The organism is Archangium sp., assembly GCF_057119385.1.
Window position 1 is genome coordinate 1 of the sequence record NZ_DBNGVP010000187.1, and the last position, 13,318, is coordinate 13,318.

Annotated in this window: 9 protein-coding genes; 7 read left to right on the forward strand and 2 right to left on the reverse strand. The window is 69.3% G+C overall.

The window, feature by feature from the left end; genetic code table 11:
• From AC16DP_RS43590 to AC16DP_RS43610, 5 genes are all read left to right on the forward strand, one after another.
• A partial coding sequence (locus AC16DP_RS43590) for a serine/threonine-protein kinase (protein ID WP_483957067.1) occupies window positions 1-1,511 on the forward strand: 1,511 nt, incomplete at its 5' end.
• A gap of 134 nt (window positions 1,512-1,645) precedes the next feature.
• Entirely contained in the window at window positions 1,646-2,548 is a 903-nt protein-coding gene (locus AC16DP_RS43595) for a DUF2381 family protein (protein ID WP_329729812.1), read from the forward strand.
• A 33-nt stretch (window positions 2,549-2,581) separates the two neighbouring features.
• Window positions 2,582-2,737: a hypothetical protein gene (locus AC16DP_RS43600; protein ID WP_329729808.1), complete on the forward strand. Its 156-nt coding sequence runs from the start codon at window positions 2,582-2,584 to the stop codon at window positions 2,735-2,737.
• 48 nt (window positions 2,738-2,785) lie between these two features.
• A complete protein-coding gene (locus AC16DP_RS43605; protein WP_329729807.1) occupies window positions 2,786-3,544 on the forward strand; it encodes a glutathione S-transferase family protein in 759 nt (252 codons plus the stop codon).
• 126 nt (window positions 3,545-3,670) lie between these two features.
• Window positions 3,671-5,233, forward strand: a complete 1,563-nt coding sequence (locus tag AC16DP_RS43610; protein ID WP_329729806.1) for an ATP-binding protein — start codon at window positions 3,671-3,673, stop codon at window positions 5,231-5,233.
• A 91-nt stretch (window positions 5,234-5,324) separates the two neighbouring features.
• On the opposite strand, the gene AC16DP_RS43615 is transcribed toward AC16DP_RS43610, so the two are convergent.
• A complete protein-coding gene (locus AC16DP_RS43615; protein ID WP_329729805.1) occupies window positions 5,325-7,811 on the reverse strand; it encodes a HEAT repeat domain-containing protein in 2,487 nt (828 codons plus the stop codon).
• A gap of 247 nt (window positions 7,812-8,058) precedes the next feature.
• Window positions 8,059-9,564, reverse strand: coding sequence for a D-alanyl-D-alanine carboxypeptidase/D-alanyl-D-alanine endopeptidase (gene dacB, locus AC16DP_RS43620; RefSeq protein WP_329729804.1), 1,506 nt, complete (start codon window positions 9,562-9,564; stop codon window positions 8,059-8,061).
• Window positions 9,565-9,755: 191 nt separating this feature from the next.
• On the opposite strand from dacB, the gene AC16DP_RS43625 reads away from it, so the two are divergent.
• Together AC16DP_RS43625 and AC16DP_RS43630 are read left to right on the forward strand one after the other, a co-directional pair.
• Entirely contained in the window at window positions 9,756-10,931 is a 1,176-nt protein-coding gene (locus AC16DP_RS43625) for an SH3 domain-containing protein (RefSeq protein ID WP_329729803.1), read from the forward strand.
• Between the two features lie 37 nt (window positions 10,932-10,968).
• Window positions 10,969-13,281 carry a peptidoglycan-binding domain-containing protein gene (locus AC16DP_RS43630; RefSeq protein ID WP_329729802.1) on the forward strand — a complete coding sequence of 771 codons (2,313 nt, stop codon included), beginning with the start codon at window positions 10,969-10,971 and terminating at the stop codon, window positions 13,279-13,281.
• Window positions 13,282-13,318 lie beyond the last annotated feature (37 nt).

A 13,318-nucleotide genomic window follows, 5' to 3' on the forward strand; every position in this document is an offset into this window, starting at 1 on the left:
CGCTCACGGGGCTCCCAGCCCCGACCAGCTCGCGCCTTCCGCCGGGAACCATCGAGTTTCGCGCGCCGGAGGCATGGCGTTTCAGCAGAGAGAACGATTCCGGGAGCTACGACTACAGCCCAGCGGACGAGCTTTGGGCCCTCGGGGTGTCGTTCTATTGGCTGCTGACGGACATCCTTCCGTTCGGGGACCGGGAGGACGAAGAAGAGGGAGGACTCGCGGAACGCATCCTCCACCAGACGCCTGTTGCTCCGCACGTCATCAATCCCCGCGTGCCGCGAGCGCTCTCGGACGTGTGCATGCGGATGCTGGAGAAGGACCCGGCAGCACGCTACGAGCGCGTGGTCGATTTCTGCGCGGCACTCGATGCGGCCATGGCCAACGCCGAGGTTGATGCAAGCTGGGACCTCCCGCTGTTCGAACCGGACACGCCCCACAACAGGACGACCGAGGAAGATCCCGCGCTGGTGGATGTGGCCGACTCGAAGCGCTGGCTCCGACGTTGGCTGAAGAAAGAGCGGCGGAGAGGCCGGAAGCCACCGAAGAAGGCTCCGGCTCCTGTTCCCGAGGCCGAAGTTCTCGCCGCCATCCCGGAAGAGAAGGCGCCCGCTGTTGCCGTTGCTCCTGTCCCGGAGCCGGTTGCGCCTCCTGCATCCCAAGCCCCGGCCCTTTTCGAAGCGCCACGAGCGGCAGCAGCTCCGATCCCTCCGGTGTCGCGTCGTCGCTCTCGTTTCGCCGCGGCAGCGGGGGGCGCGGCCATGGTGCTCGGCGCGCTCCTGTTCGCCACTTCGTTGCGCTCTCCCCCTGGGACGGTGCCACTCGATGCGTCGTCCGAGGCCACTCCCACTCGACAAGCCGAGTCCGGTCGTGAAGTGGCGCAATCCGCGAAGCCGCTGGATCCTCCAAGCGGAGAAGGCGCCGAGCCCGCGATGGGCTCCATTTCCGCGCCTGTGATGATGACGATGCTTCGCATGGACGACAGCAGCGAGAAGCCCCAACAGAAGAAGACGAAGGTTCTCGGACGCGCCGCCAAGGTCATCGGTACGGGCTTGGTTTGCAATGCGCTGGCGGGATGTCCGACCCCCCAACACGTGCGGCCGACTCCGGAACCTGCTCCGTGTCCGGCCGGTGCGGTCGAGGCCATGGCGGATAAGCTGGGCGTCCGCGTCGGGCAAAGTGTCAGCGCCTACCTCAATCCGGAAGGTAGCGCCCAGGTCATCACTGTTCACGAAGGCTCCGCCTCCGCCCAGTTGGGGCCCCGCCGAGCGGGTGAGTCAGGAGGCCGCATCTACCTCTCCGGCACACTCACCATTGGCGAGGAGCGCGTGTACGGTCGGTTCACCGAAGCGCGCGACCTGTTGGGGGATGGGCAGCCGTTCCCGGTGTGCTTCGAGATGTCGGACGGTCTTAAGGGCGGCAGAGGCGCCATCATCCGAGAGGGAGGTGGAGGTCCGGGTTCTGCGCGGATCTACTCCACGGTGGACGTGTGGGCCGTCCGCAGCTCCGATTGAGAGTCGGGGAATCGGACGGGAAGTGGAAGGACCGGGCCCGGACACAAGCGGGTCCGGAGACATGATACAGACGGGCACCGTTCCTGCCCTGGAGTGGGTGTCCCGTGTTTGCTTCATCGCCTGCCGCGTTGCTGATGCTGCTGCTTGTCGCGGGGAGTTCGGCCACCGCGAAGACGTGCCCTCCGCCAGGGGAGACGGAAGACCGCTGCATCGAGTTGACGGCGGACGGTACCAACGAGGTCTCCGAGGTACAGATCAGCCCGGGACAGCCCTCCACCTTTGTTTTCGACTCGGACTTACGAGCGGACGGGCTGACGCTGGAAGGCCGCGAGCGCTTCGAGGTCGCGGACCCTGGGAAGCGCACCCTGACGCTCGTTCCCTCCGAAGAGATACGCGGTGAGAAGCCCAGCAAATTGAGGGTGTGCTTCGCGGATGACGCGGCTCCTGCTTGCGCAACCTTCCGGCTGATCGTTCATCCCGCGATAGGGGAGCGGCAGGTGAGGATCTTCCGCAATCCGCGTCCAGTGGAGTCCGTCCAAGCCGATTTGAAGAAGTCCTACGAGGAGAACGCGAGACTGCGCGCGGAAAACGATCGGCTGCGCGCGGAGCGGGACAGACCGGATGGACTCTCGGGCCTGTTCGATTCCGGCATGATGGACGAGAAGGGCATCCCCTGCTCGAAAATCGATTTCATCCTCCGCCCCAAAGCGGCGCTGTCAGCGGGACGGGTCATCACCTGCCGGGCTCCTGGGAGGATGCTGGTGCTGGTGGACTTGAAGGCTCCGGATGATGCGGCGCCCTGGACGGCTCAAGGTGCCATGCTCACGGGCCCCAAGAGCAAAGAACTGAAGGGGTCCATCTGGCAGCCAAGGCCCCTTCTTCCAGATCAACCGCTCACTCTCTACATCGAAGTGCAGGCCGAGGACGTGCAGACCGTGGGCCCCTTCACCCTGAAGCTTTGGGAGGCTGACGGCCAACGAACCCTCGTCATCGGCAACGTGTCCTTCCCAGCTCTGGCCGAAGGGCCGGGGCTTTGATGCGAGCCCTCCCGCGTGTGTCGACGCGGGAACATGCTCATCGATCTGCACGCGCACTTCCTCGGGGGCGAGGCCTCGTGGTTCACCTCCACGATCGAGCCCAGCCCGCGCGGCGCCTCCGAGGTGCGGCGCTGCTACTGGAGGGATCTGGTGAAGCGCCTCCCCGCCGGAGCCGAAGCAGCGCCCTGACGCCTGACTTGTTGCCATGGGACCGGACTCCGGACAGAGTCACCATTCATGAAAACCCTGGTGGGATTGGGCTACTCCGGTTGGACCGAGAAGGCGCGCTGGGCGCTGGATCACCATCGCGTGGCATACCAGTACCGCGAACACATTCCGCTGCTGGGCGAGGTGCGTCTGCGGCTGCATGCGCCTTCCGGGCAACGCGGCACCGTCCCCCTGCTGCTGGAGGGCTCCAAGGCCACGATGGGCTCCTACGCGATCGCCCAGTGGGCCGAGCGTCACGGTAAGGGGTCTCCCCTATTCCCCGCGGCCTCGCTCCCGGAGCTCGAGCAATGGGAGCAGCGCGGTGACGCGATGCTGCGCGTGGGGCGCGCGTACATGGTGCAGCGGCTCATGCAGTTCCCCGAGGCCCAGGTGGAAGCCCTGCCCTCGTTCATCCCCGGGCTCGCCCGGGGGCCGCTGAAACCCATGGCGCGGATGGCGGCCCTCTTCCTCGCGAACAAGCACGAGGCGGCGAAGGATCCCGAGGAGGCCCTGCTGGCCACGGTCGTGCCCGGGCTCGAGCAGCTGCGCGCGGGACTCCAGGGCCGCAAATACCTCACCGGCACGTTCTCGTACGCGGACATCACCATGGCGCTGACGCTCCAGTTCATCCAGCCCGTGGACGAGCTCTTCATCCCGCTGGGGCCGGGCCGGAGGAAGGCCTGGACGCACCCGGCGCTCGCGGAGCGGTTCGCGGACCTGGTGCGCTGGAGGGATCAGCTCTACACCGAGCATCGGCCTGTTCCGGTCGGCCCCCACGAGAAGCCCTGAAGCCAGCTGTTCGCCAGACGGCATGTGCAAGGTGGAGTTCTCAACGGAAGTCGGGTCGCGGCTTCCGCAAGGATTTCCAGCAACACATTAATTACATGGAGATGCAGCAACCCCGGGGGGATCTCCATGAGCGAGCATCGCGTTTCAGGTGAGGCCGTCCTGAATACGGGGCATTCGGTCCCACCACCCGGGCTGCCCTACCGGGAGCTCTTCCTGCACCTGGCCGAGCATTCGCCGGATGCGGTCTTCACCAAGGATCTCCAGGGCCGCTACACCTTCATCAACGGCGCCGGGGCGTGCTTCCTCGGGCATGCGGTGGAAGACATCCTCGGCCACAAGGACGACGAGCTGGTGCCCCCAGGGGAAGCGGAGGCCACCATGGAGTTCGACCGGCAGGTGCTGCTGGCCGGGCGGGTGCTGCACTCGGAGATGAGCGAGCGCATGGCGGGGTCGCAGCGCGAGTGGTTCTCCACCAAGGGCGTGATCCGGAGTGAGGATGGGCAGGTGATCGGGCTGTTCGGCATTGCCCGGGATCTGTCCACCCAGCTGCGCGGAGATGAGGCCCGGCGCCGCAACGAGGCCCTCTTCCGCCTGGCGGTGGGCGGCAGCTTCGACGCCTTCTTCATCCTGCGGGGCGAGACCGAGGGGATGCGCGTCCTGCACCTCAACACCCATGCCGAGTCGCTGCTGGGCTGCCGCGCGCGCGAGGCCGAGGGGCACTTCCTCTCCGAGTTCCCGCATGCGGCCTTCATCGCGACCCCCGCGGCGTGCGAGGCCTTCTGGCGGACGGGCAAGCCCCAGACCGAGGAAGTGCTCCAGGAGACCTCCGGGAGCGGGCGCCGCTGGTTCCGCCGCGAGCTGCGGGCCGTGGGTGACTGTCTGGCCGTCACGGTCCGGGACATCACCGAGCAGCGCGAGAGCGAGGCACGCCTGCGGCTCAACGAGCGGATGGCCTCCATCGGGATGCTCGCGGCGGGCGTGGCGCATGAGATCAACAACCCGCTCGCGTTCGTCTCCAGCAACCTCGGCTTCATCCAGAGCGAGCTGCGCCAGTTGGAGCAGCCGGAGGAGGTGAAGAGCGATCTGCTGGAGGCGGTCGCCGAGGCGCGCGAGGGGGCCGAGCGCATGCGCCTCATCGTCCAGAGCCTGCAATCGCTCTCGCGAGGAGATCCGGTCTCCTCGCAGCCGCTGGAGCTCCACGAGGTGCTGGAGACATCCCTCCATCTGGTCAAGGGCAAGGTGTGCAGCCGGGCCCGGCTGGTGCGCGACTATGGCCAGCTGCCCCAGGTGCAGGGCAATGCCGTGCAGCTGGCCCAGGTCTTCGTGAACCTGCTGGTCAACGCCGCGCAGGCCATGCCCCAGACAGGTGGGGAGATCCGGTTGAAGACACGCGTCCAGGACGGCTCACGGGTGGTGGTGGAGGTGCGGGACACCGGCTGCGGCATCCCTCCCGAGAACCTCGAGCGCATCTTCGAGCCCTTCTTCACCACCAAGTCCGCGGGGGAAGGCACGGGCCTGGGACTGCCCATCAGCCACGAGATCATCCGCGCACTGGGAGGCGAGCTGTCCGTGGAGAGCACCGTGGGCGAGGGGACCACCTTCCGCGTCCTCCTGCCCACCGCGGCCGAGTCCTTCACGGACGCCCCGGAGTCCGCGGGCGCCTACGCGTCCCCCATCCCCTCGGCCTGAAACCAGGCACATCCCTGTACGAGCGAACACCCCGGCCCCCCCGAGAGAGGGAGCCGGGGCGTGGGAACCACGTCCTGGCCGCGTCAGCCCATCACGGCAGGCAGCGGTTGATGAGCGACTGGGTGTAGGAGTTGCTGGAGAAGCTCCACACGTTCCACGAGTTGCGCGAGCCCCAGCTGCCGTTCCAGCGGCGCAGCTGGTACCAGAGGCTCAGGTTGCCGCTGATGGGCTGCATGGTGACGGAGAGGTTCTGGCAGGTGCGCAGCGCGCCGTAGCGGAGCTCACCCGTGGCGGTGGCCGGCAGCGTCGTCTTCAGGATGTCCGCGCGGATCTCCGCGCCCGCCCGGGCGATGTAGATGGAGACGGTGGCCCCACCCACGGCGCTGATGCGCGCCCCCGGGGTGACGGTGACCGCGGCCGAGAGCAGCACCGGCGCGTTGCACGCCGTGTACGTGTACGAGTAGGTGCCATCCACCGTGCCGCTGGCGCCGATGCTGAAGGTCACCCGGATGCCCCACGGGTAGAAGCTCTTGGACAGGTTGAAGAACTGCATCGTGAAGCTGCCCAGGGAGCCGGAGCGCGTCTGGCCGCAGGTGAGGAAGTACTCGGCGGTGAAGTAGCGGTTGTTGAGCAGATCCAGGTAGGCCCCGAAGCGGCGCTTGAGGGTGCCGTTATCGTTCACCACGTCGGTGAGGGCGTAGGCCTTCAGCAGCGTGTACTGCCACGACCAGGCGTGGGCGGTGGCCTGGCCCAGCGCGCGCACGTAGAGGTCCGGGGTGTCGCGCACGTCCAGCTCGGCGAAGAGGCGGGCCTTGATGTCACTGCCGCCAATGTCGCGCTGCCAGGACCAGTAGTACGTCAGGGACTGGATGGAGCTGCTGGGAGCCTCGCGGCCACGGCGCTCCTGCACCGAGGCGATGAGCGAGCGCAGCCAGGCCTCCGGCTCCTGGCTGTAGCGCACCAGCAGCAGCGAGTCCACGAGCGGCGACTGCATCTTGCGCAGGGCCTCCACCGCCGAGCCACGCAGCAGCGGCGAGGCGTGCTGCAGGAAGGGGGCGATGACGCTCACCGACGCCGGGTGGCCGGCGTTGCCGAGGGCGCTCAGCAGGTGATCCTGCTCCGTGGTGTCACGCGCGGAGGTGAGCTCGCGCTCCAGGCGCTCCACGATGCGGGACGCCTCCAGCGGGCGCACGCTCAGCAGCTTCTCCGTCATGGCGCCCAGGACCAGGGTGGCCTGGGTGCGCAGCGGCGAGGACGCGTCCGCGCTGAGCCGCTCCACGCTCTGGACGGCCGCGGGCAGGGGCCGCTCGGCGAGCGAGAGCGCCACGAGGGCCTGATCCTTCGACTCGAGCGAGGCCCTCGGGGACAGGACGACGCCGTCGAGCAGGAGGGACTGCGCCTCGTCGGTGCCGAGCGAGCCCAGCGCGCCGATGGCGGCCGGCAGGAGCTCGGGAGCGAGGACGCCCCGGCGCAGGGACTGGCCCAGCTCACGCACCGCCACGGGGCTGGCCCGCAGCGTGGCGAGCAGCCGGTTGAAGGCCTCCGGGCTGCGCGGATCCATCCGCAGCAGGGAGAGGTCCTCGGAGAGCAGCGCCTGGACCTGCTTCGGATCCGTGGGCACCTCGCTCCCGGCGCCGTCGTCGTACGGAGCGGCCATGAGGCCACCGGCGACATACTCCGCACCCGGGGGCTCCACCTCGCCCCGGTAGCTCACGTCCACCAGGTCCATCCGCCCTTCGCTCACCAGCTCCGACCACATCCCGGCGCCCTCGCCCGCGTAGGGGCTGGCCTCCTTGGACACCGAGTTGGCGACTTCGCGCGAGCTGAACGACTCGACGACGCCGTACTTGTCACTCACCACGGACTCGCTGCTGCTCTCGAGGTTGAAGTCCCGCGCCTCGATCGTCCGGTCCGCGAACGCGAGGTAGTCCTTGTCCGTGCGCTGCTTCCTCACGAAGAGCTGCTCGCCCTCCCGGAACGCCTCGTACTTCGCGCGGTAGATACCGGAGACGTCCTGCTCCTGCGCCTCGAAGGCCCCCACATCCTTCACCGAGGACTGGAGCGCCGAGATGATGCCGCGCTTGAGGTTGATGGTGCCCGGGCTCTCCTTCGCGGAGTGGAGCAGCTCGCTGACCTGGCCGTAGGCGTTCTGCTTGAAGTAGACGGGCCGGGCCAGCTCCGCCATCAGCTCCGGATCCCGCTCCTCCTCCACCATCGCCCCGTCCTCGTTGTAGCGGGAGATCCGCGGCTCCTCGAGCGACAGCGCCAGCAGGTACGTCTCCGCATCGAGCTGCTCGACCAGAGTCACCCGCGCCAGGGCGTCGAACTGGGTGGCGTTCTCGCTCTGCCCCACCTGCTTCTCGTCCTGGTTGAACGTCCGGCCCTGCACCTTGGCGGACCACTGATAGGTATACGAGAGGCCCTTCTCATACCGGAGCGGGAGCGCCGAGGCCGCCGCCATCTGGCTCGACGGCGCCTGCCCGGCGTGCACCGTCAGCGGCGCGGCCGCCGACAGCAACAGCGTGCCCAGCATCAGCACGGGGCGGAGAGACTGGATACGGATGGACATGATTTTCATGAATTGCCCCCTGAACGTGGGAAGCCTGATTGGCTTGCCCCTCGCGTTTTGAAGCAATTCTCTTTTATTCCAGTCAGACCGGTTCTGACAAGACATCAACACTGAAAAAAAACATGTGGACGCGAAAACAACACCCCGGCGCATGCCTTCCGAGGCAATCCAAACCACGTGTGTCTTGACAGGCAACACGCCGGGGAGGTGGCTGTTGCCTCGGAGGCAACACCCCCGGAGTGAAGGTGCCCGGCCCTCAGCGCAGGGGCAGGGACACCATCGCCTCGGCGAAGTGCTCGAACACCTGGTTCGCGGTGAGCGTGGGCTGCTCGTCGATGTTGCCCAGCATCAGCGCGAAGACGACGCGGGGGTGCTCCGGATCGTTGGGGCGCTCGGCGACGCCCACGAAGGCCTTCTGCCCCGAGAGCGTCCCCGTCTTGGCGCGGATGAGCCCCTTCGCCCCGTTGGAGGCCGCGGTGTTCGCCAGCGTGCCGTCCACGCCCGCGATGGGCAGGCTCTCCAGCAGCGCGGGGCCGTACGGCTCCTTCAGGCTGGTGTAGATGACCCCCACCAGCCCCTGCGCGGTGGCCACGTTGTAGCGCGACAGCCCGCTGCCATCCGCCGCCCTCAGCAGGCGGGGAGAGATGCCCCGGCGCGTGAGCTCCTGCGTCATGGCGTCGCGCAGCGCGGTGTAGCTCTCGGTGCCCGTGCGCTCGCGGGTGAAGCGCAGGCCGAGCCGCTCGGCGTACAGGTTGAGGGACTCCTTGTTCGTCACCTTCACCAGCTCGGCCAGGGACGGGCTGACGAACTCCAGGAGCGGCTCGCTCGTGGTGGCCGAGGGCACGGCGGCCATCCGCGGCGCGACCGGCGCGCGCCAGATGCCCCGCACGGCCAGGGACTCCTCCAGGCACGAGGTGAACAGGGCCTGCGGATCGTCGATGGCGACACGCATGTTCGCCTTGCGCGGGCACTGCTCCGCCGTCGAGCGCCACACGCAGCGGATGCGCCCGCTGCCCCGCTCACGCACGCAGCCAAGCCCGGCGCGCTGGGCGTTCGGCTCGAGGTACACGACGGTGGGAGGCGCCTCGAAGGCCGGGCTGTAGCGCACCGTGATGGGCCGGCGGGGTTGCTCGGTGCACTCCTGGCCCTCGGGGCGCTCCAGCGACAGGTCCACCACGTTCTCGCGGAAGACGAAGAGGGACGGAGCCGCGCTGTAGGCATAGGCCGCGTCATCCCAGGCCCAGCCCGGGCCGAAGAGGCCATGGGGCCCCTCGTCCGCGTTGTCCACCCGCACCGCGCCGAGCCACTGCCGGATGCCCCGGGTGTGAATGGCCTCGGCGAGCTGCTCGCAGGCCACGGCCGTCTCGGGGAAGCGCCACGAGCCCAACGACGGATCTCCCGAGGCCTCCACCACGAGATCCCCGAGGAAGAGGTTGCCCAGCTGCGTGCCCTCGAGCCGCACCGGCGTGCGGAAGCGGTAGTCCGGGCCGAACGCGGACAGCGCCGCCGAGGTGGACACCACCTTCATCGTCGACGCGGGCAGCAGGCGCACGTGCGGGTGGCGCGCGTAGAGGGGCGTCCCCGTGGCGGCGTCCACCATGAAGACACTGGCGAGCGTGCCCTCGCTCTCGACGGACTCGAAGAGCGAATCCGCCACCGAGATCAGAGACGGCGGCGGCGGACGGTTCGTCGTCGCGCGGGGAAGACAGGCCGGCAACACGAGGGCCGCCAGCAGGAGCGTCGCGAGGGGGGAACGGCGCATGGAGCTCAAGCTACCGTCCCCTCTCCGAGGTGTCGACGCTCGGGCGGGGTGGTTCCCGCCGCCGCCGTGCGCACGTTCACAGAGGGGGCAAGGGGGCCTCCGCCACCCACGGAAGAATTCCCGGACGCAACCCCGGGAAGCATTCGTCCGATAACGAACTCAACCCCTCCTCTTCCGTGGCGGAGCCCTCGATGACGACCATTCGCAAGACCCCTCAGTCGGCCCCCTCCGTGTCCAACACGAGGACTTCCGAGTCGAAGCCCGCCACCGGCACCACCGCCACGAAGCCCACCAACGAGGCTCGGGGCCTCGCCTCCGGCGTGAGCAGCTTCACTTCGGCGCGCACCTCGCCCGTGGCCCTGCGGACTCCGGCTTCGCCCGAGGTGCTCGCCCTGAAGAACACCGCCCCGGCGGACGCCTCCGCGACGGGCGGCTCGACTCCCGAGCGGCGGGTCTCCACCGACTTCCTCAACCTGCGCACGGCGCCCACCACCGTGGGCAACACGCCCACCGCCATCATCCCCCCCGGTGCGGAGCTGCAGGTGACGCCGGACGAGACGGGCGCCACGCGCAAGGACGGCTTCGTCCACGTGTCGTGGAATGACGGCACGACGCAGCGCGGCGGCTGGGTCTCGGAGCAGTACACGCGGGCCTCCTCGGCGCCCCGGCCCCGGACGGAGACGGACGCACAGGCCATGGAGCGGGCACAGGGGCTGTACGTCAACCAGTTCACCGCCGAGACACAGGTGAGCGGGGACGGGCGCAACGCCAACTGCGGCCCCACCTCGGTGGTGATGGCGCTGCGCGATCAGGGGCTGACGCTGCCGGACATCCCCGGGGTACCGAACAACGGCACCGATGGGGCGGACGTGCAGGCCGCGCGCTTCCACATGTACAACGGCGCCGACAGCGCCCGGGACGGCGTGGTGCCGGTGGATCCGAACAACCCCGACGCCGGCTACCAGTACGCGCCGATGAGCGGCGAGGGCAACGAGAACAGCACCTATACGGAGTTCGGGGGTGTGCAGCGCGCGGTGGAGGCCGCCGGAGGCGTCGCCGAGTCCATCTCCGCCGACTCGGCGAGCGTGGCCCAGGCCGTGAGCGAGGGCAAGGCGGTGGTCATCTCCGGCAACTTCGTGGAGGTGCCACCCGAGGGAGGCCCGGCGCGGGAGAAGACGGACACGTGGGCGCGCGGCGGCGGCGCCGAGGAGCACCTGGTGACGGTGACGGGCGTGACGTCCGAGGGCAACTTCATCGTCTGCGACCCGGCGCACCCGGACAAGGGCCCCATCGAGGTGACGCCCGCGGAGCTGGACGCCTTCATGCGCGGCAACGCGGGCGCCATGTCCGTGGACGGCACGCCCTAGTCCCGCCACACCCCTCCACTCCTCCGGAGAGTCCCCCATGACCGTCCGACGCTCAGACTCGAGCACCCCGCGCACCGAGACGCCCAAGGTCTCCACGCCCACGAAGTCCTCTCCCGAGAAGGAGACGCAGAAGACCCAGGCCCCGCCGCGCAATACCGCCGTGGACACCTTCGAGGCCCCTCCCCGCCCGGCTCCGGTCCAGCTGGCGGCCACGCGCGCCTCCGCGCTCATCGATCCACGCATCGCCACGGAGGCGCGGCTCCAGGTGCAGACCCCCCAGCGGAGCCAGGGCCCCAACGGCTCGATGGACGTGAGGACGGTGGCCTACCAGAACGATCAGCAGTCGGGAGGCAACCACAACGTCTACGTGCGCATCCTCGATGCGAGCGGAAAGGAGATTCCCCCGGAGGATCTCACCCGCTACTTCGACGTCCAGTTCACCCATGGGCCGGGCCAACCCGTCACCTCGGCGAGCCCCAAGCTCAACGACGCCTACGGGGTGAAGCAGGACGCCTGGACGACGAGCGAGAACACCGGTGGGCCGACGCAGGGGTATTTCGACATCCCCATGTGGGGCGGCAACGCCATGCAGGTGTGGGTGACGCCCAGGGACGTGCCGGGCAACCCCTACGCGGGCTTCGGCAGCCAGCAGGTGGGCCCCTTCACCATGCCCGCCAACCACCACGTCAACTTCCTCGTCTCCTTCCAGGCAGTGCCGGCCGGCGCGCAGCAACAGCCTCCGCCCGTGCAGCCCCCGCCCATGCAGCCTCCACCGGTACAGCCCGGCCCCTCCGAGCCGCGGCGAGGTGCCGAGGGCCCCGAGGTGCTGGCGATGCAGCAGGAGCTCGTCCGGACGGGCTACCTCACGCAGGCGCAGATGGCGACGGGTCCAGGCACCTTCGGCCCGGCGACCGAGGCGGCGCTGTCCTCCTTCCAGCGGGACCAGGGCCTGCCCGTCACCGGCGCCTACGACGCGGCCACGAGGCAGGCGCTCGCCGCGGCCCCCACCCAGGGCCAGCCCACGCGCGCCGATCTGGGTGAGCTGGTGGAGGGCGTCTACCGCTCCGAGCTCGGGCGGGCCAGTGATCCGGCCGGCAAGCAGACCTGGATGGACTTCGCCGGGCGGCAGCGCGCCCAGGGCAAGACGGACGCGGAGATCCGCGACACCCTGGTGGCCATGTTCCGCCAGAGCGACGAGTACCGCGACCGCGGCCCGGGCCAGGTGCGGAACCCCACGCCCGTCACGCCTCCCGTGGGCCCCGCTCCGGTGGGGGCACCCGGCTCGGTGTACGCGCCCTACGAGGTCGTCCCCGGCATCCAGGTCAATGGGCGGCTGGGCGCGCACTGGCCCGTCGCCTACGATCCGGGCAACACCGCCCAGGTGGACGCCGCCATCGCGAAGATGAAGGAGCTCGGCGTGGGCTACACGACGATGAACCTCGCGCCCTCCGAGCTCGACGATCCGAAGCGCAAGGAGCAGATCCAGCAGGTCTTCGACAAGCTCCAGGCGGCCGGCATCACCCCCACGGTCCGTATCTACGAGCCCTCCCCGCCGGACCAGTGGAACGCGGAGACGATGACGCGGATGTCGGACACGGCGGTCGCGCTGGGGAACATGGGCGTGCGGCTCATCCAGCTCGGCAACGAGCCCAACATCGAGACGGGCCTCGAGGGGCGCCAGGGCCAGGTGAGCAAGGAGCAGTACCTGCAAGACTCGGTGGCGAGGCAGGTGGACGCGCTCGCCGCCATCCAGGACGCGCTCGCCCGCGAGGGCCTGTCCGGCCAGGTGAAGGTGGGCATCCCGCCCATGGCCGCCGGAGCCAGCGACGAGGCGCCCTTCGCCTTCGCCCCGGACACCTACTTCAAGGCGCTGGTGCAGGGCATCGCCGAGCACGAACGGACCTCCTCGCCACCGCGCCGGCTGGTGGATTGGATCGCCACGCACACCTATGTCTGGGAGGACGGAGTCAACACGGGCACCAGCCCCGGCAGTGGCGGCGCCCGGGGTCAGATGGGATGGGGACCGGAGACGGGCCCCTGGTACGAGAAGTGGGCCCGGGAGGCGCTCGGCTACGCGCCGAAGTCGCTGTCCACCGAGGGCGGCGCCTCACCGGACTCCTTCCGCGTCGACAACACGGCCCAGGTGGCGCGCGAGCTGGACACCACGCTGGAGCAGCTCCGCGACAACCCGCGCCTCACCGGCTGCCTGTGGATGGAGTGGGAGTCCGTCACGGGCAGCAACAACTGGGATCGCAGCATCTTCGTCCCGCGCGACGGCCACGCGGACGGCGCCTGGCGCGAGGCGCTCCCGGCCTACCGTGACGCCTGGCGCGAGGCCAACGGCGGCTGACGGAGAGGGGGCAGGCCCCACGGCCTGCCCCACCCCG

Excerpts from the sequence above, each read along its gene's own strand:
- AC16DP_RS43610 (WP_329729806.1), top strand. The coding sequence starts at position 3,671 with ATGAGCGAGCATCGCGTTTCAGGTGAGGCCGTCCTGAATACGGGGCAT.
- AC16DP_RS43630 (WP_329729802.1), top strand. The coding sequence starts at position 10,969 with ATGACCGTCCGACGCTCAGACTCGAGCACCCCGCGCACCGAGACGCCC.
- AC16DP_RS43625 (WP_329729803.1), top strand. The coding sequence starts at position 9,756 with ATGACGACCATTCGCAAGACCCCTCAGTCGGCCCCCTCCGTGTCCAAC.
- AC16DP_RS43595 (WP_329729812.1), top strand. The coding sequence starts at position 1,646 with ATGCTGCTGCTTGTCGCGGGGAGTTCGGCCACCGCGAAGACGTGCCCT.
- dacB (WP_329729804.1), bottom strand. The coding sequence starts at position 9,564 with ATGCGCCGTTCCCCCCTCGCGACGCTCCTGCTGGCGGCCCTCGTGTTG.
- AC16DP_RS43605 (WP_329729807.1), top strand. The coding sequence starts at position 2,786 with ATGAAAACCCTGGTGGGATTGGGCTACTCCGGTTGGACCGAGAAGGCG.
- AC16DP_RS43600 (WP_329729808.1), top strand. The coding sequence starts at position 2,582 with ATGCTCATCGATCTGCACGCGCACTTCCTCGGGGGCGAGGCCTCGTGG.
- AC16DP_RS43615 (WP_329729805.1), bottom strand. The coding sequence starts at position 7,811 with ATGAAAATCATGTCCATCCGTATCCAGTCTCTCCGCCCCGTGCTGATG.